Origin of the sequence: Escherichia sp. MOD1-EC5990 (assembly GCF_002965285.1) — a bacterium.
GTDB lineage: Bacteria > Pseudomonadota > Gammaproteobacteria > Enterobacterales > Enterobacteriaceae > Escherichia > Escherichia coli_F.
Genome location: NZ_PTRV01000010.1, coordinates 123169 through 142519, shown reverse-complemented (window position 1 = coordinate 142519; position 19351 = coordinate 123169). Strand labels below are relative to the sequence as shown.

Genomic DNA, 19351 nt, shown 5'->3' with positions numbered 1-19351 from the left:
CAGGAGCAAACTATGCAAGTCGACCTGCTGAGTTCCGCGCAATCAGCGCACGCGTTAAACCTCTTTTACCAACACTCTCCTCTTGTGCATTGCATGACCAATGATGTGGTGCAAACCTTTACTGCCAATACTTTACTGGTGCTCGGTGCATCGCCAGCGATGGTTATCGAAGCAGAAGAGGCCAGTCAGTTTGCGGCTATCGCCAGTGCCTTGCTAATTAACGTCGGCACGCTGACGCAGCCACGCGCACAGGCAATGCGTGCTGCCGTTGAACAGGCAACACACTCCCAAACGCCCTGGACGCTTGATCCGGTCGCGGTTGGCGCACTCGATTATCGTCGCCATTTTTGTCATGAACTTTTATCTTTTAAACCGGCAGCGATACGTGGTAATGCTTCGGAAATCATGGCATTAGCTGGCGTTGCTAATGGTGGACGGGGAGTGGACACCACTGACGCCGCGGCTAACGCGATACCTGCTGCACAAACACTGGCACGGGAAACTGGCGCAATCGTCGTGGTCACTGGCGAGGTGGATTATATTACCGATGGTCGTCGCACCGTTGGCATTCACGGCGGCGATCCGTTAATGACCAAAGTGGTAGGAACTGGCTGTGCATTATCGGCGGTTGTCGCTGCCTGTTGTGCGTTACCAGGTGATACGCTGGAAAATGTCGCATCTGCCTGTCACTGGATGAAACAAGCCGGAGAACGCGCCGTCGCCAGAAGTGAAGGGCCTGGCAGTTTTGTTCCCCATTTTCTTGATGCGCTCTGGCAATTGACGCAGGAGGTGCAGGCATGAAACGAATTAACGCTCTGACGATTGCCGGTACTGATCCGAGCGGTGGCGCAGGGATTCAGGCCGATCTTAAAACCTTCTCGGCACTTGGCGCTTATGGTTGCTCAGTTATTACTGCACTGGTGGCGCAAAATACCCGTGGCGTACAGTCGGTGTATCGCATTGAGCCTGATTTTGTCGCCGCCCAGCTCGATTCGGTGTTCACTGATGTGCGAATCGACACCACTAAAATCGGTATGTTGGCGGAAACCGATATTGTTGAAGCGGTGGCAGAACGGTTGCAACGTTATCAGATCCAAAACGTGGTACTCGACACCGTTATGCTGGCAAAAAGCGGCGACCCTCTGCTTTCACCTTCGGCGGTTGCCACGCTGCGCAGTCGATTATTGCCACAGGTTTCATTAATAACGCCAAACTTGCCCGAAGCTGCCGCCTTGCTCGACGCGCCACACGCGCGCAACGAACAGGAAATGCTGGAACAAGGGCGATCGCTGTTGGCGATGGGTTGTGGCGCAGTGCTAATGAAAGGTGGTCATCTGGATGATGAGCAAAGCCCGGACTGGCTGTTTACCCGAGAGGGGGAACAACGGTTTACTGCACCGCGCATTATGACCAAAAACACCCACGGCACTGGTTGTACGCTCTCTGCGGCGTTGGCTGCACTACGCCCGCGCCATACAAACTGGGCTGACACCGTACAGGAGGCAAAAAGCTGGCTTTCATCGGCGTTAGCCCAGGCCGACACGCTGGAAGTTGGCGACGGTATTGGTCCGGTTCACCACTTCCACGCCTGGTGGTGAGCACCGTACTATAGCTGCTTTGGTTATTGTCAGTCTTTGGCGCTGACATTCAGGGATGAAACCAATGCAACTGAGAATCACCAGTCGAAAAAAATTCACCGCTTTATTATGCGCTCTGGGGCTCATTTCTATCGTTGCGATTTATCCGCGTCAGACGGTGAATTTTTTCTATTCGACAGCAATTCAGATTAAAGACTACATCCACTTCTACGGTTATCGCCCGGTCAAATCTTTTTCTATTCGCATTCCTGCCGCTTATACCATTCACGGAATAGATGTTTCGCGCTGGCAGGAGCGGATCGACTGGCAGCGGGTGGCTAAAATGCGCGATAACGGTATTCGCTTGCAATTTGCCTTTATCAAGGCGACGGAAGGCGAAAAGCTGGTGGATCCGTATTTTTCGCGTAACTGGCAACTAAGCCGCGAAAATGGCTTGCTGCGCGGGGCGTATCATTATTTCTCCCCGTCGGTATCCGCTTCAGTTCAGGCGCGATTATTTCTGCAAACGGTGGATTTCTCACAAGGCGATCTCCCTGCCGTGCTGGACGTAGAAGAACGGGGAAAATTATCGGCAAAAGAATTACGCAAGCGGGTAAGTCAGTGGCTAAAAATGGTCGAAAAACGCACGGGAAAAAAGCCGATTATTTACTCAGGAGCCGTTTTTTATCACACCAATCTGGCGGGCTATTTCAATGAATATCCGTGGTGGGTGGCTCACTATTATCAACGTCGTCCGGACAATGACGGCATGGCCTGGCGCTTCTGGCAGCATTCCGACCGTGGACAGGTAGATGGCATTAATGGTCCGGTGGATTTTAATGTGTTTAATGGCACGGTGGAGGAGTTGCAGGCATTCGTTGATGGGATTAAAGAAACGCCTTAAATAAGAAGCAGTGATATACTCCCACCAGACTCCCTGGCAGGAAAAAGACAAATGGAACAAGCGCATACCCAGCTGATTGCCCAACTGAACGAACGTATTTTAGCGGCGGATAACACGCCGCTTTATATTAAGTTTGCCGAAACGGTGAAAAATGCCGTGCGCAGCGGGGTGCTGGAACATGGCAATATTTTACCCGGCGAGCGCGATTTAAGTCAGTTAACTGGCGTTTCGCGCATTACGGTGCGCAAGGCGATGCAGGCGCTGGAAGAAGAGGGGGTGGTGACGCGTTCGCGCGGTTATGGCACGCAGATCAACAACATCTTCGAATACTCGTTGAAAGAAGCGCGAGGTTTTTCTCAGCAGGTGGTATTGCGCGGGAAAAAGCCCGATACGCTATGGGTTAACAAGCGTGTCGTGAAATGTCCCGAAGAAGTCGCGCAGCAGCTGGCGGTCGAAGCGGGAAGTGATGTCTTTTTGCTTAAGCGTATTCGCTATGTCGATGAAGAAGCGGTATCGATTGAGGAATCGTGGGTTCCGGCGCATTTAATTCATGATGTTGATGCCATCGGAATTTCTCTTTATGACTACTTCCGCAGCCAGCACATTTACCCACAACGTACCCGTTCCCGCGTTAGCGCCCGGATGCCGGATGCCGAGTTTCAGTCACATATTCAATTAGATAGTAAAATACCGGTGCTGGTGATCAAGCAAGTGGCGCTTGACCAACAGCAACGGCCTATTGAGTACAGCATCAGCCACTGTCGCAGTGATCTATACGTTTTTGTGTGCGAGGAGTAGTTCCTCGCGGGTTGGCGCGCAATCACCGCCGCGATGCCCGACAACCCACGACGCCACTGCATTGCCCAGCAATACGGCATCCGGCAGTGGCAGACCAGAGGCCAGCCCGGCAAGTACGCCACCGGCATGACTGTCGCCCGCCCCAATGGTGTCTACAACTTGCGTTGGAAATGCCGGAATGCAGCCAGAAGCGTCGTTGCTGAAATACCATGCGCCTTCTTTATCGAGACGAACGATCAACGGCGCGGCAAATTTCTCCTGCCATTGCTTGCCAAGTGTTGTTATCTCTGCGGATAAAGCAAAACGTTCGGCGGCAATCTCAGCCTCCTGACGATTGAGTGACACTAAAGGTCGACAGGCCATGATCCGCGCCAGTAATGCGTCCGGGATATCGCCAATACGTGGGCCAAAATCGATAAACGGCGTCACGTCTTGCAGCTTTTCCAGCCATTCCACTAACAATTCGCCGCAGGGCGAGGCCAGTTGATAACCGGAAAAATAGAGCAGGCTGCCAGGCGCAACGGTTAATCGCGCCAACCATTGGCGATTCCACTGATTTTCCACACCGCTGAATGACATAAAAGTGCGTTCGCCATCCGGCTCAACCAGCGCCAGACACCAGCCGTTATCACCTTCGGCGTTATCGATCTGGCTGATTAAGCCCTCTTTTGCCATCCGGTTGCGAATAATCTCCGCCCAAACCCCCTGACCGAGCGGCAAGGCATTACCCGCTTCGATGCCGAGGCGCTTTAACGCCACGGCAATATTCAGTGCGCAGCCGCCAACGTTAACGCTCTGCTGTTTCAGTTCGATATCGCACCCTCGCCAGGGGAGGGCATAAGCGTCGGCGATCACGTCAATGACCGCCGCGCCGACGACCATCACCGGCTGACGCGTGGTTAATTCAGGCAGCAGCGTGTGTAATCGAGCGCCGCTCATACCGCCTCCCGTTGTTGACGATACTTCGCCAGCGCTGTGGCATAGCGGTTGAAATCAAGCTGATTTACCGCATCCAGTTCCGCCTTTAACGCAGGATCGATAGCGTTAACGCCATGCAACGCGCCGCAAATTGCCGTCGCCATAGCACCGATGGTGTCTGTGTCGCCGCCAAGGTTAGCGCACAGGACGGCGCAACGGTTCGGGTCGGTTTGTGCCAGTTCAACCAGCGCAATGGCGCACGGAACGGACTCAATAGTGCTGGTACCTGCGCCAATGACCTGGTAAAGCTGTTCGCTGGCGGATTCGGTGCCGTCGGCATTGCGCACAATTTTCAGCGCAATCTCCAGGCGTGCCGCCAGTGAGGCGCTGAAGGTGGTGATGCGTTTTTGCTGTGCATGTCGCGCAATCGAGGGTAGAGAATCAACAATCGCTGACCAGCTTTCTCCGTCAATGGCACGGGAAATCGCCCATGCGATGACTACCGCACCTGCAACCGCCAGATCGGATTTATGGGTCGGGCTGGACGCCAGCGCCACATCATCAATAAAGGAATCAACATCGCGCGCCGGAAGCAAACAACCTAATGGCGAGACGCGCATCGCTGCGCCGTTGGTCACGCCATTGTTTTCCAGTTCAGCAACGGGTTTACCGTCGCGAATGGCGTTGAGAGCAATCTTCGAGGTCGGACCTAGTACGTTTTTGTTAAAGGCGTCGAAACGCAGCGCCCAGTCGAGAATATTACGCCCAATCAGATCCGGATCGATCTCGCCTTCACGTTCCAGTAACGCATCCGCCAGACACAGCGCCATTGAGGTATCGTCGGTGAATTCGGCGCGGTTAAAATAACAGGCCGCGTTATTCTCCTTTGGGCCAGGCAAAAAACGGTCAATCCAGCCAAAGTGTGCTTTAACGCGGCTGCGTGGCCAAAGCTCGGACGGCATCCCCATCGCATCCCCTAACGCCTGCCCGTAAAGAGCACCGAGAATACGTTCTGTTTTCATTTAACTTCCCCTTGTGTCAACGCAATATCGCGATCATCGACCTTGATAGCCGTAATTTCGTTGTCGGATTCGCGGAAAAAAATCATGAACAGCACGGCGATAATGGCAATCATCACCGCGCCGAAAGTCCACATCCCGGACCAGTTGAAAGTCAGTCCGTTTACCGGTTCCGGATAAGCGAACATCTTTTCCATCATCACACCGCCAAGACGATAGCCGAGCAAACTGCCGAATCCCTGGCAGCAGAGCGTGATCAGCCCCTGCGCAGCGGTACGCATATGCACGGGGGCTTTTTTATCGACATAGATGTAAGCGGTAACGTAGTAAAAATCGTAACTTACTCCATGCAGCAAAATGCCGAGGAACAGTAACGCGTAGGTGAAATATTCATCCGCACTACCGTAAATAAAGAAGCCATAGCGGATCGCAGCGGTGACCAGACCAAGTAATAATACCTTTTTGATACCAAAGCGTTTGGTAAAAAACGGCAATGCCAGCATAAAGAAGATTTCAGAGAACTGGCCGAGCGTCATCCAGCCGGTGGCATTTTTCATGCCGACTTCGGTCAGATAACCGTTGGCAAAGATGTAATAGAACGCCAACGGCATCGCAAACAGGAATGAACAGAAGAAAAAGACGAGGAAGTTTTTATCGCGCAGCAGGATCAGCGCATCCAGTCCGAGCATGACTTTAATGTCCATTTTGCCGGTGCTTTTTGGCGGCGTGTCAGGCAGGAAAAACGCAAACACACCGAGCAGAGCAGAACTTCCGGCGGTAATCAGCAGCGGGATGTTAGTCGGAGAGATATCGGCATAACCCAGCATTTGCGGCAAGAATCCACATGCCAGACCGGAGGCAATCCAGCCGATAGTGCCCATCACACGAATGCGTGGGAAATCACGCTCCACATCCGGCACGTTGGCAAAAGCGATACTGTTAGTCAGCGCAATGGTCGGCATATAGGTTAGCGAGTAGGCCAGCAGTAACGGGAAGAAGCCGGCAAAAGTGGTCTGTTGCGCAGCGAAATACATCAGCGCCGCACCAGCGAACATCAATACCGCCAGCACTTTCTGCGCCGAGAAAAAGCGGTCAGTGATGGAGCCAACCAGAATTGGCGACAGGATCGCTGCAATGGCGGTACAGGCATACGACCAACCAATTTCTCCGGCACTAAAACCGCTTTTACTTAACCACAACCACAATGGCACAAACCACGCGCCCCAGATAAACCATTCAACAAACATCATGAACGACAGCTTTGCTGTTGTTTTCATCTTTTAATTCCTTCATGACAGGTAATGTAAGGTACGCGATGACAATACCATTTAATAATACCTTTTAAATACCTTTGTGGTGAAAAATTGACCGCGGTAACATTTTTTCTGATGAATCGAGCCAACAGAAAACGCTGAAAAAACATCCAAAAGATGGAAAAACTCGCCTGTAACGACCAGGATTATGATTGCCCGCAAAAGGCGGGCCAGGACAATCCATAGCCGATATCCAATCGGAATTTACGGGAGCATAGTAATGACAGATATTGCGCAGTTGCTTGGCAAAGACGCCGACAACCTTTTACAGCACCGTTGTATGACTATTCCTTCTGACCAGCTTTATCTCCCCGGACATGACTACGTAGACCGCGTGATGATTGACAATAATCGCCCGCCAGCGGTGTTACGTAATATGCAGACGTTGTACAACACTGGGCGTCTGGCTGGCACAGGATATCTTTCTATTCTGCCGGTTGACCAGGGCGTTGAGCACTCTGCCGGAGCTTCATTTGCCGCTAACCCGCTCTACTTTGACCCGAAAAACATTGTTGAACTGGCGATCGAAGCGGGCTGTAACTGTGTGGCGTCAACCTACGGCGTGCTGGCATCGGTATCGCGGCGTTACGCGCATCGCATTCCATTCCTCGTCAAACTTAATCACAACGAGACGCTAAGTTACCCGAATACCTACGATCAAACGCTGTATGCCAGCGTGGAGCAGGCGTTCAACATGGGCGCGGTGGCGGTTGGGGCGACTATCTATTTTGGCTCGGAAGAGTCACGTCGCCAGATTGAAGAAATTTCTGCGGCCTTTGAACGCGCGCATGAGCTGGGCATGGTGACCGTGCTGTGGGCCTATTTGCGTAACTCCGCCTTTAAGAAAGATGGCGTTGATTACCATGTTTCCGCCGACCTGACAGGTCAGGCGAACCATCTGGCGGCAACCATAGGTGCAGATATCGTCAAACAAAAAATGGCGGAAAATAACGGCGGTTATAAAGCGATTAATTACGGTTATACCGACGATCGCGTGTACAGCAAGTTGACCAGCGAAAACCCGATTGATCTGGTGCGTTATCAGTTAGCTAACTGCTATATGGGCCGGGCAGGGTTGATAAACTCCGGCGGTGCTGCAGGCGGTGAAACTGACCTCAGCGATGCAGTGCGTACTGCGGTCATCAACAAACGCGCTGGCGGAATGGGGCTGATTCTTGGACGTAAGGCGTTCAAGAAATCGATGGCTGACGGCGTGAAACTGATTAACGCCGTGCAGGACGTTTATCTCGATAGCAAAATTACTATCGCCTGATACGCCTCATACGAACAGCACTACCCCGTAGGGCGGATAAGGCGTTCGCGCCGCATCTGACATAAAACAACGTGCACTTTGTTACGGCTTCCCCCGGGAGGCCGTTTTTATTGCCTGTCATTCTGGATTGATTTTCATATTGTATTTTTTGTGATCGATATCGCGACATTTGGAAACAAAAAATTTCATTATATTTTGAAATCGAAAATAAATAACAGGATGTGAAAATGCATGTGGTATCGACAAAGCAAATGCTGAACAACGCGCAGCGCGGCGGTTACGCGGTTCCGGCATTCAATATTCATAATCTCGAAACGATGCACGTGGTGGTGGAAACCGCTGCCAGCATGCATGCGCCGGTCATCATTGCCGGAACGCCCGGTACATTTACTCATGCTGGTACAGAAAATCTGGTGGCGCTGGTCAGCGCGATGGCGAAGCACTATCACCATCCATTGGCGATTCACCTCGACCATCACACGAAATTTGACGATATCGCTCAGAAAGTTCGTTCAGGTGTGCGCTCGGTAATGATCGACGCCTCGCATCTGCCTTATGCGCAAAATATTGCACGGGTCAAAGAGGTGGTGGATTTTTGCCATCGCTTTGATGTCAGCGTCGAAGCAGAGCTGGGGCAGCTTGGCGGCCAGGAAGATGATGTGCAAGTCAATGAAGCTGATGCGTTGTATACCAACCCCGTTCAGGCGCGTGAATTTGCCGAGGCAACCGGGATTGATTCCCTGGCGGTCGCCATCGGCACGGCTCACGGTATGTATGCCAGCGCACCGGCGCTTGATTTTTCTCGACTGGAGAACATTCGCCAGTGGGTGAACTTACCGCTGGTGCTGCATGGCGCGTCAGGGTTATCGACTAAGGATATTCAGCAAACCATTAAATTGGGGATATGCAAAATCAACGTTGCAACGGAGCTTAAAAATGCATTCTCGCAGGCGTTAAAAAATTACCTGACCGAGCACCCTGAAGCGACTGACCCCCGGGATTATTTGCAGTCGGCTAAATCCGCAATGCGCGATGTGGTGAGCAAAGTGATTGCCGATTGTGGCTGCGAGGGCAGGGCATAACGCACCTGCCATTTAACAAGGAAAAAACATGAAAACGTTAATTGCCCGGCATAAAGCTGGTGAACATATTGGCATATGTTCAGTCTGTTCTGCCCATCCGTTGGTTATCGAAGCGGCGCTGGCATTTGATCGCAACAGCACGCGTAAAGTGCTGATTGAAGCAACGTCAAACCAGGTCAATCAATTTGGCGGTTATACCGGAATGACACCGGCGGACTTTCGCGAATTTGTGTTTGCGATTGCCGATAAAGTCGGATTTGCTCGTGAGCGTATCATTCTCGGCGGCGACCATCTGGGACCGAACTGCTGGCAGCAAGAAAATGCGGATACGGCGATGGAAAAATCCGTCGAGCTGGTAAAAGCATATGTTCGAGCGGGGTTCAGTAAAATTCACCTTGATGCGTCAATGTCATGTGCGGGGGATCCAATACCATTAGCGCCAGAAACGGTTGCTGAACGTGCTGCCGTGCTTTGCCACGCAGCGGAGAGTGTGGCGACAGATTGCCAGCGTGAGCAACTGAGCTATGTCATTGGCACCGAAGTTCCGGTTCCGGGCGGTGAGGCCAGCGCCATTCAGTCAGTACACATTACCCGGGTTGAAGATGCCGCCAATACTTTACGTACGCATCAAAAGGCCTTTATTGCTCGTGGGCTGGCAGAGGCGTTAACACGCGTGATTGCCATCGTGGTGCAGCCAGGCGTGGAGTTTGACCATAGCAACATTATCCATTATCAGCCGCAAGAAGCGCAGGCGCTGGCGCAATGGATAGAAAACACCCGAATGGTTTATGAAGCACATTCTACCGATTACCAGACCCGGACGGCTTATTGGGAATTAGTCCGCGATCACTTTGCAATTTTGAAAGTAGGGCCAGCATTAACCTTTGCTCTACGTGAGGCGATATTTGCGTTGGCACAAATTGAGCAAGAGCTTATCGGCCCCGAAAATCGTAGCAGTTGCCTGGCGGTGATTGAAGAAGTGATGCTCGATGAACCGCAGTACTGGAAAAAATATTATCGCACGGGTTTTAACGATTCATTACTGGATATTCGTTACAGCCTGTCGGATCGTATTCGTTATTACTGGCCGCATAGTCGAATTAAGAATAGCGTTGAAACGATGATGGCGAATCTGGAAGACGTGGACATCCCACTGGGCATGATTAGTCAGTATCTACCCAAACAATTTGAACGCATACAGTCCGGGGAATTATCGGCAATACCGTATCAGTTGATTATGGATAAAATTTATGATGTTTTGCGTGCCTATCGCTACGGCTGTGCGGAATAAGGACGGTATATGACTAACCTGTTTGTTCGTAGCGGAATTTCTTTTGTCGATCGTAGCGAAGTTTTAACCCATATCGGTAATGAGATGATCGCGAAAGGTGTGGTTCATGAAACCTGGCCACAGGCATTAATTGCCAGAGAAGCAGAATTCCCCACCGGGATAATGCTTGAACAGCACGCCATTGCAATACCGCATTGTGAGGCGATTCATGCTAAGTCGTCAGCCATTTATCTGTTAAGACCGGCGAATAAAATAAAGTTTCAGCAAGCTGATGATGATAACGACGTGGCGGTGTCGTTGATTATCGCGCTGATTGTCGAAAATCCGCAGCAGCAACTGAAGCTTTTGCGGTGCTTATTTGGCAAGTTGCAGCAACCAGATATCGTTGAAACGCTAATCACCATTTCTGAATCGCAATTAAAGGAATATTTCACACAGCATATTTTAGATTCCGAATAACCAAAAACCTCTGTACCAATAAAAAGGATTGATTATGAAACGCAAGATTATTGTCGCTTGCGGAGGCGCGGTTGCGACCTCTACGATGGCGGCGGAAGAAATTAAAGAGTTGTGCCATAGCCATAATATCCCCGTTGAAGTAATCCAGTGTCGGGTTAATGAAATAGAAACCTATATGGATGGTGTACATCTTATTTGTACTACCGCCAGAGTTGACCGCAGTTTTGGCGATATTCCGTTAGTTCACGGCATGCCTTTTGTTTCTGGTGTCGGTATCGAAGCATTACAAAATAAAATTCTGACTATCTTACAGGGGTGACCTATGTTTTCAGAAGTCATGCGTTATATTCTCGACCTCGGCCCTACGGTCATGTTGCCGATTGTCATCATTATTTTTTCTAAGATATTAGGCATGAAGGCAGGCGATTGCTTTAAAGCGGGTCTGCATATCGGGATTGGCTTTGTTGGCATCGGCCTGGTGATTGGCTTAATGCTGGATTCCATTGGCCCGGCGGCGAAAGCGATGGCGGAAAATTTCGACCTGAATCTGCATGTGGTCGATGTCGGCTGGCCGGGCTCTTCACCAATGACCTGGGCGTCGCAAATTGCGCTGGTGGCGATTCCGATTGCGATTCTGGTTAACGTGGCGATGCTACTGACCCGTATGACGCGGGTGGTAAATGTTGATATATGGAATATCTGGCATATGACCTTCACCGGCGCATTGCTGCATCTGGCAACCGGTTCATGGATGATAGGGATGGCGGGTGTGGTAATTCACGCGGCGTTTGTTTATAAGCTCGGCGACTGGTTTGCCCGCGATACCCGAAATTTCTTTGAGCTGGAAGGCATTGCTATTCCGCACGGTACGTCGGCGTATCTGGGGCCAATTGCGGTGCTGGTGGATGCTATCATCGAGAAAATCCCAGGCGTTAACCGTATTAAATTTAGCGCCGACGATATTCAGCGCAAATTTGGCCCATTTGGCGAACCTGTCACTGTGGGCTTTGTTATGGGGCTGATTATCGGCATCCTCGCGGGTTACGATGTCAAAGGTGTATTGCAGCTGGCGGTAAAAACGGCGGCAGTTATGCTGCTGATGCCACGGGTGATTAAACCCATCATGGATGGTTTAACGCCCATCGCTAAGCAGGCCCGTAGTCGTTTACAGGCGAAGTTCGGCGGTCAGGAGTTCCTGATTGGCCTTGATCCGGCGTTGCTGCTGGGGCATACGGCGGTGGTATCGGCAAGCCTGATTTTTATCCCGCTCACCATTTTAATTGCTGTTTGTGTTCCGGGTAATCAGGTACTGCCGTTTGGCGACCTTGCCACCATCGGCTTCTTTGTTGCGATGGCAGTTGCCGTGCATCGTGGAAATCTGTTCCGCACCTTAATCTCGGGTGTCATCATTATGAGCATCACCCTGTGGATCGCGACGCAAACTATTGGTTTGCACACCCAACTGGCGGCTAATGCTGGGGCGTTAAAAGCCGGGGGCATGGTGGCTTCAATGGATCAGGGCGGTTCTCCCATTACCTGGTTACTGATTCAGGTTTTCTCCCCGCAAAATATTCCCGGTTTCATTATTATCGGTGCCATTTATCTTACCGGTATTTTCATGACCTGGCGTAGAGCGCGCGGCTTTATTAAACAAGAGAAAGCCGTTCTCGCAGAATAATTTTTACCTGAGGGGGAGTTTATCCCCCTTAATAATCAGGAGTTTTTATGAAATCAGTGGTGAATGATACTGATGGTATCGTACGCGTTGCCCAACGAGTCATTCCTGAAATTAAACATCAGGATGAGGTGCGGGTAAAAATTGCCAGCTCGGGATTATGTGGTTCCGATTTACCCAGAATTTTTAAAAATGGTGCACATTATTATCCAATAACGTTAGGCCATGAATTTAGCGGCTATATTGATGCTGTGGGATCCGGTGTTGATGATTTACATCCTGGCGATGCGGTTGCCTGTGTGCCGTTATTACCCTGTTTTACTTGTCCAGAGTGTCTGAAAGGGTTTTATTCCCAGTGCGCAAAATATGATTTTATTGGCTCACGGCGTGATGGTGGGTTTGCCGAATATATTGTCGTTAAGCGGAAAAATGTCTTTGCTCTACCTGCGCATATGCCTATTGAGGATGGGGCTTTTATTGAACCGATTACCGTTGGCCTGCATGCTTTCCATTTAGCGCAAGGTTGTGAGAATAAAAACGTTATTATTATTGGTGCCGGAACCATTGGCCTGCTGGCCATTCAGTGCGCTGTCGCGCTGGGAGCAAAGAGTGTGACGGCTATCGACATTAGCTCAGAAAAACTGGCACTGGCAAAATCTTTCGGTGCGATGCAAACATTTAACAGCCTTGAAATGAGCGCGCCGCAAATGCAGCCCGTTTTACGCGAGCTGCGCTTTAATCAGCTTATCCTCGAGACGGCTGGCGTCCCGCAAACCGTCGAACTGGCGGTAGAGATTGCCGGGCCTCATGCCCAGCTGGCGCTGGTGGGCACGTTGCATCAGGATCTGCATTTAACATCGACAACGTTTGGCAAAATATTACGTAAAGAGCTGACGGTTATCGGCAGTTGGATGAACTACTCCAGCCCTTGGCCGGGGCAGGAGTGGGAAACGGCGAGCCGGTTGCTGACAGAACGTAAGTTAAGCCTGGAGCCATTAATCGCTCACCGTGGAAGCTTTGAAAGCTTCGCCCAGGCGGTGCGTGACATCGCTCGTAATGCTATGCCGGGCAAAGTGTTGCTTATTCCCTGAAACCGCGGGCCAGCGTGATGCTGGCCCGGTATTGTGCAAAACAGATCATTCACCAATGGTCCCCCTTCGTTTACACTAGCCACAATTGAATATGGGTAAATGACGATGAATTCATTCGAGCGAAGGAATAAGATCATCCAATTAGTGAATGAACAGGGAACCGTGCTTGTTCAGGATCTGGCGGGAGTATTTGCTGCCTCGGAAGCGACAATCCGTGCCGATTTGCGCTTTCTCGAACAAAAAGGCGTGGTTACGCGCTTTCATGGCGGTGCGGCGAAAATAATGTCCGGTAATAGTGAAACCGAGACCCAGGAAGTCGGGTTTAAAGAGCGATTTCAGCTCGCCAGCGCACCGAAAAACAGAATAGCGCAGGCGGCAGTCAAAATGATCCACGAAGGGATGACCGTTATTCTCGACAGCGGAAGTACGACAATGCTTATCGCCGAAGGTTTAATGACCGCCAAAAATATCACGGTGATTACCAACAGTCTCCCGGCGGCGTTTGCCCTTTCCGAAAATAAAGACATTACTCTGGTCGTCTGTGGTGGCACGGTCCGCCATAAAACGCGCTCGATGCATGGCTCCATTGCCGAGCGTTCATTGCAGGATATTAATGCCGATTTAATGTTTGTCGGTGCTGATGGTATTGATGCGGTTAATGGTATTACGACCTTTAATGAAGGTTATTCGATTAGCGGTGCGATGGTCACAGCCGCTAATAAAGTGATTGCCGTTCTCGATTCATCGAAATTTAACCGTCGCGGTTTTAATCAGGTACTACCAATCGAAAAAATTGACATTATTATTACCGATGATGCCGTGTCAGAGGTGGATAAACTGGCATTGCAGAAGACACGGGTGAAATTAATTACGGTGTAGCATTGTTCTTTATGCCGGATAAGGTGTGTACACCGAATCCGGCATCACTGATACTCCCTGAATTAAGAAAGAGAAATTTGATTAACGCAATAATGGACAATCCGGTGGTAATCGACAGCGCAATGCTGCCGGAAGTATTTCAATATGAAAGTTTTGTCCACTCAACGGTTCGCCATCAAGATTAAAGGTAATTTCGTGTGGCGCTTGTATATCGAACCACGCCGAAGCACCTTCGATAATATTCGGGTTATCTTCGTCAGATTTTAAGGTTGATACGAGAGCCGGAAGAATTTCATCGCCGGTGAAAATGCGCAGTTGCAGTAAGCCGTCGTTAATTAATGCGTTCGGGCACAATTGCTGACCGCCACCTGCCTGACGGCCGTTACCAATACCAATGACTAGTGCGTCACCTTGCCAGTGAAAGTTTTCACCGCGGATTTCACAACGGTCCGGTTGCAGTGTATCCATGCGCATTAAGCCGTGAATGATGTAAGAGACGCCACCCAGCGCTGCTTTTAATTTTTCCGGCGTTTCTGTGGTAATACGTGTCCCAAACCCACCCGTTGCCATATTAATAAAACAGGTTTGTTTGTTGACCTGCGCCATATCAATCGCAATAGCGTCACCAGCAATTGCTTGTTTCAGCGCCTTATCCAGTGCCTCAGGAATCCCTACACTGGTGGCAAAATCATTGGCGGTTCCTAATGGCAAAATTCCCAGCGCGGGTATGTCATCCCCCTCACACTGAATCAACGCCGTAGAAACTTCATTAATGGTGCCATCGCCACCACCGGCAATCACCGTTGCGACGCCCAACTTCCGGGCCTCTTCTACAAATCGGGCGGCATCGCCTTTCTCCCAGGTGACCCGCACATGGATCGTCATTCCTTCCTCGCGCAACAGCATAATTGCTTCGCGCAAGGGTTGATTGTCAGTACTTTTGCCGTTAAGAATCAGTAAGCTGGCGGGAAATTCTGCCATAATCGTATGCCTTTATGATTGGTCTGTAGATAGTGTAGAGCAGAAAAGAAAAGGTGGAGTCAGAACAGGATGAAAATCGGAGGATAAAAAGTCAGTTCAAGTATGGGGGATTCAGTGGTTACCACCAGGAGCTTGCAATGGGGACAGTGAATGTTAACGGTAGCCACCGATAAATTTCAAAAAAGAACATATACCTAATATTCAACTAAACAGTGGCATCTTCAATATCTTATTCTAAATATATTAAAGCCCTCATGGGGGTACCTGGGAAGGGCCTTCATGTTTGTAATTCCTACTTATGTAGGAAATGTTGTACAGAACATTTATTATAATCCTATTCAATTATAATAATCATGCCATTATTATATTTAAACACCATAGCGTGTCGTTGGTATTTAATGGGGGAAGGTGAGATGAAAAAGACAGCTGCTATATCATTAATTAGTGTTTTTCTTATGTCTGGTTGTGCTGTGCATAATGATGAGACAAGTATCGGTAAATTCGGTCTTGCCTATAAAAGTAATATCCAGCGTAAACTCGATAACCAATACTACACTGAAGCCGAAGCATCTTTAGCCAGGGGAAGAATATCTGGTGCGGAAAATATAGTGAAAAATGATGCAGCTAATTTCTGTGTTACTCAGGGCAAAAAAATGCAGATAGTTAACCTGAAGACTGAAGGGGCAGGATTACATGGCGTCGCGCGTCTGACATTCAAATGTGGAGAGTGAGAATATTTTTTTGTAAGCGTCAAACATGCGCGTTCTGGTTGTGCGTAGCCGGAGCCTGTACGAGCACGATGCCGTTAAGTGAAAGGCATCGTGCTATGAAGGGGGATTCTATCGATGTGGTCAATGGAAGACGGTCACCTGGGATCAATCCGTCTCTATGGTTTATGCATAAAAAATAAGCCCGTGTAAGGGAGATTTAGGGTGTCACCAGTAGGGGCTTTCAACGGTACAATGCGGGTTTGAGCGGCATAAATTACCACTGAAAGCCCTTAAACGTTACTCTACTGTGGACACTGTGTGGACACTCTCGGCCTCAGTACCACCTCTTAGCGGATTAAGAGAAATGGCGTCCTGAAGGTACTCTGGCGCAAAATGAGCGTAAACCATAGTTTGCTCAATCCGCGTGTGACCTAGTATCCGTTGTAGCGTGATAATACTTCCTCCATTAATCATGAAATGAGTGGCAAAGCTGTGCCTTAGTGCATGTGTGGCTTGCCCCATTGGCAAATCCGGTTTTATTGCTTTCATTGTTCGTCTGAAGCGAGGGTAATCAGCATCAGGGAATAAAAAACCTCGTTTGTTATCCGCGATCATTTTGGCAACAGCCTCTGAAATCGGGACGGTGCGTGGTTTGTTTGTTTTCGTTTTAACAAACGTGACGCGGTTATGGATGATATTTTCTGCTTTCAAACGAGCTGCTTCTCCCCAACGTGCTCCTGTACTCAGGCAAAGAATCGCAATCTTTTTATTGTCGCCGTCAAGTGCTGCAAGCAGTAAGGCAATTTCTTCCTGTGTGAGATAGCCTGTTTCTGGTTTTTCCTCCTTAAGCCTCTTTGTCCCTCTGATAGGGTGCTCACCAAAGAATAACTCCGCTTCAATCAGGGCTGTAAACATGCCGCTAATACATGTTAAATCACGATTGATACTCGAAGGTTTAATACCCTGGCTTCTTCGGGTGGCGCAGTACTGGCTGATAAGGGATTTCGTGATTTGAAATGCGCATGGGTCATTCGTTATTTTTGTGAAGATTTCAATTTTTCCAAGATTAGATTTCCCATGCTCTTCGTGTTTACCCTTTAAATCCCACCAGATCTGTGTCAGTTCCGACAGACGTCGTTTGTCTGTTGGTTTTGATAGCCATTCTTTATTGTGGTGGTTGTACAACGTGTATTTTTCGAAAGCGACAGCTTCGCTTTTCTTATCAAACTTCCTACGGATGCGTTTTCCGTTACGTCCAGTAGGGCGGATGTCCACTTCATATCGACCATCATCGAGTTTTTTGATTGCCATCAGAAAACCCTCCGAGTGGTACTTTTTTTTGCTACTACTAATCGCTTTTTTCGTGGTGGCTGAAATTTAGCCACCAATAGTAGGCACTTGTGATGAATATATTCACGATAAATTGTTAACCAGTCTTTTGACCGGAGTGGGGCGACGTTGTTTCGTTTTGCCCAAAGTGTGCGAGAGCGGGCGCAATTTGCCCGGACTCAGGAGCGACCTGATTGGTCATGAACCATAAAGTGTATTTGGTGAATTGTGGGGTCTGCAGGATGTTCATCATGACATCTGTTGGAGGTGTTGAACGACCACTTTCATAGTAACTCAGCGTGCCATACGGAACCCCTGTTAAATCAGCAAGTTGTTGTCTGCTCAAATACTCTGATTTTCGCATTAAGACTATCTTCTCGCTTATCGTGTTTGACATGGTGTTTAGATCTCAATAGTATTTAGTTTAGATGTAGATTGTTTAGTGCTTGGATGTGGGCACTAAAAGGCATTATAAGGCATTAAACGCAATTCATGAGGGCTGGGGGACGACATGAGCAAGCAAGTAACACTCATGACTGATGCGATTCCTTATCAGGAGTTCGCAAAACTAATAGGAAAATCGACAGGAGCGGTTCGTCGGATGATCGATAAAGGAAAGCTGCCTGTAATTGATATGACCGATCCACAATCAGCTTCAGGTCGTGCAGGTGAATATTGGGTATACCTTCCGGCATGGAATAACGGACTAAAACTGGCTTATGAAAGCCGCCCTAAAGAGATTCGTGACGGCTGGTTGATGTGGTTAGGTCTCGGTGAACCACGTTAAGGAGAACCGTATGAACGAGCCTCGTTGTATTGCTCAGTTATTGCGTAACGAAAGCCCCAGGGCGATTGACTTCACCATCACCCATGGTAAGGGGCGTAAGGGAATCATTATCCGCACCAAAAAACAGAGTCCGTTAAAAAAGGCTCTGACCTTTCTGAAAAGCCGGAGGGTATGGAAATGACAGTGATGACGCTCAATCTCGTTGAAAAACAGCCAGCAGCTATGCGCCGGATAATTGGTAAGCATCTTGCCGTTCCTCGCTGGCAGGATACATGTGATTATTATAATCAGATGATGGAGCGCGAACGGCTAACGGTTTGCTTTCATGCGCAGTTAAAACAGCGTCACGCAACGATGCGTTTTGAAGAAATGAACGACGTCGAACGTGAACGACTGGTATGTGCAATTGATGAGTTGCGTGGGGCATTCTCAAAACGCCGTCAGGTTGGCGCAAGTGAGTATGCATATATTAGTTTTTTAACAGTCAGTCAGCGTCGCACTTTATTTATGCACGCACGACTGACAGAAAAAGAATTTAACCAGCCATACTGGCGAATTAATGAGGAATCATGTTACTGGCGTGATGCTTTATTCCGTGCATTACGTGAATTATTCAGTCTGTTTGAGTATGCACCGACAATTCTGACGTCGGTAAAACCAGAGCAATATCTGCATTAAGTAATTAACCAGAGTTTTTAACGCGCTTAATCGTGCGGGGCTTCTTTTTGCCCGGAGAAAGTCATGCATACAGTTTCTGAAAATCAGTGCGGTAAATACGCATTACTGCTGCAACAGGCCAGAACCGAAGCACAGGCCGACGCTGCGACGCGCTTTTCTTCTCATCTTGACGCCATGATTCGCCATATCACAAAGGCGGAGTTATCCCGCGTGGAGATAGTCGAGCTGCTCAGTCAGGAGTCGGAAAAATTTCACAATATCGGATTGTCTCGCGGGGAGGTACTTTGATGTCCTGTTCTCATTCAGTTGTATTACTGAATAACGCCTTAAAAATCGCCGTTATGAAAAATGGCGATTTGTCTCTTATTCAACTTTGTCTTGATAAAGAAAAACGCGACATCACTGAATCTGTTATCGCGATTTATCAGAATGAATTAAACCTCCTGTCTGATGTGGTCAATTTACTTGTTAAACGCGCTGTATTCCACAAGCAAATTTCCTCAGTGGATGAACTGACAAAATTAACGACAGAACTTGCCAGTTATTGCGCTGATGTATCCAGGAAACTTAACGATAAAAGGAGCTGA

At 49.2% G+C, this 19351-nt stretch carries 24 protein-coding genes; 18 read left to right on the top strand and 6 right to left on the bottom strand.

The window, feature by feature from the left end; all coding sequences use genetic code 11:
- Positions 1–12: 12 nt before the first annotated feature.
- The 4 genes from thiM to BEB42_RS14080 all read left to right on the top strand — a co-directional run bounded on the left by thiM (position 13) and on the right by BEB42_RS14080 (position 3279).
- Positions 13–801 carry a hydroxyethylthiazole kinase gene (thiM, locus tag BEB42_RS14095; protein WP_001195624.1) on the top strand — a complete coding sequence of 263 codons (789 nt, stop codon included), beginning with the start codon at positions 13–15 and terminating at the stop codon, positions 799–801.
- Complete coding sequence (thiD, locus tag BEB42_RS14090) at positions 798–1598, top strand: bifunctional hydroxymethylpyrimidine kinase/phosphomethylpyrimidine kinase (RefSeq protein ID WP_000822293.1); 801 nt, start codon at positions 798–800, stop codon at positions 1596–1598. The genes thiM and thiD overlap by 4 nt, the downstream gene beginning before the upstream one ends.
- Before the next feature lie 64 nt (positions 1599–1662).
- A complete protein-coding gene (locus BEB42_RS14085) occupies positions 1663–2481 on the top strand; it encodes a glycoside hydrolase family 25 protein (RefSeq protein ID WP_001353115.1) in 819 nt (272 codons plus the stop codon).
- A gap of 51 nt (positions 2482–2532) precedes the next feature.
- Positions 2533–3279: a GntR family transcriptional regulator gene (locus BEB42_RS14080; RefSeq protein ID WP_000434038.1), complete on the top strand. Its 747-nt coding sequence runs from the start codon at positions 2533–2535 to the stop codon at positions 3277–3279.
- On the opposite strand, the gene BEB42_RS14075 is transcribed toward BEB42_RS14080, so the two are convergent.
- The 3 genes from BEB42_RS14075 to BEB42_RS14065 are packed head-to-tail and all read right to left on the bottom strand — an operon-like array spanning position 3253 to position 6493.
- Complete coding sequence (locus tag BEB42_RS14075) at positions 3253–4218, bottom strand: carbohydrate kinase family protein (protein WP_000011987.1); 966 nt, start codon at positions 4216–4218, stop codon at positions 3253–3255. The genes BEB42_RS14080 and BEB42_RS14075 overlap by 27 nt on opposite strands.
- Positions 4215–5219 carry an ADP-ribosylglycohydrolase family protein gene (locus BEB42_RS14070; protein ID WP_000846199.1) on the bottom strand — a complete coding sequence of 335 codons (1005 nt, stop codon included), beginning with the start codon at positions 5217–5219 and terminating at the stop codon, positions 4215–4217. The genes BEB42_RS14075 and BEB42_RS14070 overlap by 4 nt, the downstream gene beginning before the upstream one ends.
- Positions 5216–6493: a nucleoside permease gene (locus BEB42_RS14065; protein ID WP_000858470.1), complete on the bottom strand. Its 1278-nt coding sequence runs from the start codon at positions 6491–6493 to the stop codon at positions 5216–5218. Before BEB42_RS14065 ends, BEB42_RS14070 begins: the two co-directional genes overlap by 4 nt.
- 256 nt (positions 6494–6749) lie before the next feature.
- Between BEB42_RS14065 and fbaB the strand changes: the two genes are divergently transcribed.
- The 8 genes from fbaB (at position 6750) to BEB42_RS14020 (ending at position 14279) form a co-directional block, all read left to right on the top strand.
- A complete protein-coding gene (gene fbaB, locus BEB42_RS14060) occupies positions 6750–7802 on the top strand; it encodes a class I fructose-bisphosphate aldolase (protein WP_000129551.1) in 1053 nt (350 codons plus the stop codon).
- A gap of 227 nt (positions 7803–8029) precedes the next feature.
- Positions 8030–8884: a tagatose-bisphosphate aldolase subunit GatY gene (gene gatY / locus BEB42_RS14050; RefSeq protein ID WP_000558569.1), complete on the top strand. Its 855-nt coding sequence runs from the start codon at positions 8030–8032 to the stop codon at positions 8882–8884.
- A 28-nt stretch (positions 8885–8912) separates the two neighbouring features.
- Positions 8913–10175 (top strand): tagatose-bisphosphate aldolase subunit GatZ, encoded by a 1263-nt coding sequence (gene gatZ / locus BEB42_RS14045; protein ID WP_074500748.1) that lies wholly within the window; start codon positions 8913–8915, stop codon positions 10173–10175.
- A 9-nt stretch (positions 10176–10184) separates the two neighbouring features.
- On the top strand, positions 10185–10634 hold the full coding sequence (gatA, locus tag BEB42_RS14040; RefSeq protein ID WP_000182883.1) for a PTS galactitol transporter subunit IIA: 450 nt from the start codon (positions 10185–10187) through the stop codon (positions 10632–10634).
- A 34-nt stretch (positions 10635–10668) separates the two neighbouring features.
- Positions 10669–10953, top strand: a complete 285-nt coding sequence (gene gatB / locus BEB42_RS14035) for a PTS galactitol transporter subunit IIB (protein WP_000823264.1) — start codon at positions 10669–10671, stop codon at positions 10951–10953.
- Between the two features lie 3 nt (positions 10954–10956).
- The gene (locus BEB42_RS14030; protein ID WP_000490663.1) at positions 10957–12312 is read left to right on the top strand and encodes a PTS galactitol transporter subunit IIC; all 1356 of its coding nucleotides are present in this window, start codon (positions 10957–10959) and stop codon (positions 12310–12312) included.
- Positions 12313–12359: 47 nt separating this feature from the next.
- Positions 12360–13400, top strand: coding sequence for a galactitol-1-phosphate 5-dehydrogenase (gatD, locus tag BEB42_RS14025; protein WP_000844255.1), 1041 nt, complete (start codon positions 12360–12362; stop codon positions 13398–13400).
- 105 nt (positions 13401–13505) lie between these two features.
- Positions 13506–14279 (top strand): DeoR/GlpR family DNA-binding transcription regulator, encoded by a 774-nt coding sequence (locus BEB42_RS14020; RefSeq protein ID WP_001295426.1) that lies wholly within the window; start codon positions 13506–13508, stop codon positions 14277–14279.
- Positions 14280–14360: 81 nt separating this feature from the next.
- Here BEB42_RS14020 and yegS read toward each other — a convergent pair whose 3' ends face one another.
- On the bottom strand, positions 14361–15260 hold the full coding sequence (gene yegS / locus BEB42_RS14015) for a lipid kinase YegS (RefSeq protein ID WP_000807383.1): 900 nt from the start codon (positions 15258–15260) through the stop codon (positions 14361–14363).
- A gap of 413 nt (positions 15261–15673) precedes the next feature.
- On the opposite strand from yegS, the gene BEB42_RS14010 reads away from it, so the two are divergent.
- The gene (locus tag BEB42_RS14010) at positions 15674–15991 is read left to right on the top strand and encodes a hypothetical protein (RefSeq protein WP_001353116.1); all 318 of its coding nucleotides are present in this window, start codon (positions 15674–15676) and stop codon (positions 15989–15991) included.
- Positions 15992–16267: 276 nt separating this feature from the next.
- Here BEB42_RS14010 and BEB42_RS14000 read toward each other — a convergent pair whose 3' ends face one another.
- Both BEB42_RS14000 and BEB42_RS13995 read right to left on the bottom strand, forming a co-directional pair.
- A complete protein-coding gene (locus BEB42_RS14000) occupies positions 16268–17281 on the bottom strand; it encodes a site-specific integrase (RefSeq protein WP_000985260.1) in 1014 nt (337 codons plus the stop codon).
- 115 nt (positions 17282–17396) lie between these two features.
- A complete protein-coding gene (locus BEB42_RS13995; RefSeq protein WP_001350698.1) occupies positions 17397–17696 on the bottom strand; it encodes a helix-turn-helix domain-containing protein in 300 nt (99 codons plus the stop codon).
- Between the two features lie 114 nt (positions 17697–17810).
- Between BEB42_RS13995 and BEB42_RS13990 the strand changes: the two genes are divergently transcribed.
- The 5 genes from BEB42_RS13990 (at position 17811) to BEB42_RS13975 (ending at position 19351) form a co-directional block, all read left to right on the top strand.
- A complete protein-coding gene (locus BEB42_RS13990) occupies positions 17811–18086 on the top strand; it encodes a regulatory phage cox family protein (RefSeq protein ID WP_000043869.1) in 276 nt (91 codons plus the stop codon).
- A gap of 10 nt (positions 18087–18096) precedes the next feature.
- A complete protein-coding gene (locus BEB42_RS26490; RefSeq protein ID WP_001005162.1) occupies positions 18097–18267 on the top strand; it encodes a hypothetical protein in 171 nt (56 codons plus the stop codon).
- Positions 18264–18764 carry a hypothetical protein gene (locus BEB42_RS13985; protein ID WP_000217671.1) on the top strand — a complete coding sequence of 167 codons (501 nt, stop codon included), beginning with the start codon at positions 18264–18266 and terminating at the stop codon, positions 18762–18764. The genes BEB42_RS26490 and BEB42_RS13985 overlap by 4 nt, the downstream gene beginning before the upstream one ends.
- Positions 18765–18827: 63 nt before the next feature.
- Positions 18828–19052, top strand: coding sequence for a DUF2732 family protein (locus tag BEB42_RS13980; RefSeq protein WP_000557703.1), 225 nt, complete (start codon positions 18828–18830; stop codon positions 19050–19052).
- Entirely contained in the window at positions 19052–19351 is a 300-nt protein-coding gene (locus tag BEB42_RS13975; protein ID WP_001277898.1) for a DUF5405 family protein, read from the top strand. The genes BEB42_RS13980 and BEB42_RS13975 overlap by 1 nt, the downstream gene beginning before the upstream one ends.

What these genes read in the sequence shown, in the direction of transcription:
- thiM (WP_001195624.1), top strand. Translation starts at nt 13, where the DNA reads ATGCAAGTCGACCTGCTGAGTTCCGCGCAATCAGCGCACGCGTTAAAC.
- thiD (WP_000822293.1), top strand. Translation starts at nt 798, where the DNA reads ATGAAACGAATTAACGCTCTGACGATTGCCGGTACTGATCCGAGCGGT.
- BEB42_RS14085 (WP_001353115.1), top strand. Translation starts at nt 1,663, where the DNA reads ATGCAACTGAGAATCACCAGTCGAAAAAAATTCACCGCTTTATTATGC.
- BEB42_RS14080 (WP_000434038.1), top strand. Translation starts at nt 2,533, where the DNA reads ATGGAACAAGCGCATACCCAGCTGATTGCCCAACTGAACGAACGTATT.
- BEB42_RS14075 (WP_000011987.1), bottom strand. Translation starts at nt 4,218, where the DNA reads ATGAGCGGCGCTCGATTACACACGCTGCTGCCTGAATTAACCACGCGT.
- BEB42_RS14070 (WP_000846199.1), bottom strand. Translation starts at nt 5,219, where the DNA reads ATGAAAACAGAACGTATTCTCGGTGCTCTTTACGGGCAGGCGTTAGGG.
- BEB42_RS14065 (WP_000858470.1), bottom strand. Translation starts at nt 6,493, where the DNA reads ATGAAAACAACAGCAAAGCTGTCGTTCATGATGTTTGTTGAATGGTTT.
- fbaB (WP_000129551.1), top strand. Translation starts at nt 6,750, where the DNA reads ATGACAGATATTGCGCAGTTGCTTGGCAAAGACGCCGACAACCTTTTA.
- gatY (WP_000558569.1), top strand. Translation starts at nt 8,030, where the DNA reads ATGCATGTGGTATCGACAAAGCAAATGCTGAACAACGCGCAGCGCGGC.
- gatZ (WP_074500748.1), top strand. Translation starts at nt 8,913, where the DNA reads ATGAAAACGTTAATTGCCCGGCATAAAGCTGGTGAACATATTGGCATA.
- gatA (WP_000182883.1), top strand. Translation starts at nt 10,185, where the DNA reads ATGACTAACCTGTTTGTTCGTAGCGGAATTTCTTTTGTCGATCGTAGC.
- gatB (WP_000823264.1), top strand. Translation starts at nt 10,669, where the DNA reads ATGAAACGCAAGATTATTGTCGCTTGCGGAGGCGCGGTTGCGACCTCT.
- BEB42_RS14030 (WP_000490663.1), top strand. Translation starts at nt 10,957, where the DNA reads ATGTTTTCAGAAGTCATGCGTTATATTCTCGACCTCGGCCCTACGGTC.
- gatD (WP_000844255.1), top strand. Translation starts at nt 12,360, where the DNA reads ATGAAATCAGTGGTGAATGATACTGATGGTATCGTACGCGTTGCCCAA.
- BEB42_RS14020 (WP_001295426.1), top strand. Translation starts at nt 13,506, where the DNA reads ATGAATTCATTCGAGCGAAGGAATAAGATCATCCAATTAGTGAATGAA.
- yegS (WP_000807383.1), bottom strand. Translation starts at nt 15,260, where the DNA reads ATGGCAGAATTTCCCGCCAGCTTACTGATTCTTAACGGCAAAAGTACT.
- BEB42_RS14010 (WP_001353116.1), top strand. Translation starts at nt 15,674, where the DNA reads ATGAAAAAGACAGCTGCTATATCATTAATTAGTGTTTTTCTTATGTCT.
- BEB42_RS14000 (WP_000985260.1), bottom strand. Translation starts at nt 17,281, where the DNA reads ATGGCAATCAAAAAACTCGATGATGGTCGATATGAAGTGGACATCCGC.
- BEB42_RS13995 (WP_001350698.1), bottom strand. Translation starts at nt 17,696, where the DNA reads ATGTCAAACACGATAAGCGAGAAGATAGTCTTAATGCGAAAATCAGAG.
- BEB42_RS13990 (WP_000043869.1), top strand. Translation starts at nt 17,811, where the DNA reads ATGAGCAAGCAAGTAACACTCATGACTGATGCGATTCCTTATCAGGAG.
- BEB42_RS26490 (WP_001005162.1), top strand. Translation starts at nt 18,097, where the DNA reads ATGAACGAGCCTCGTTGTATTGCTCAGTTATTGCGTAACGAAAGCCCC.
- BEB42_RS13985 (WP_000217671.1), top strand. Translation starts at nt 18,264, where the DNA reads ATGACAGTGATGACGCTCAATCTCGTTGAAAAACAGCCAGCAGCTATG.
- BEB42_RS13980 (WP_000557703.1), top strand. Translation starts at nt 18,828, where the DNA reads ATGCATACAGTTTCTGAAAATCAGTGCGGTAAATACGCATTACTGCTG.
- BEB42_RS13975 (WP_001277898.1), top strand. Translation starts at nt 19,052, where the DNA reads ATGTCCTGTTCTCATTCAGTTGTATTACTGAATAACGCCTTAAAAATC.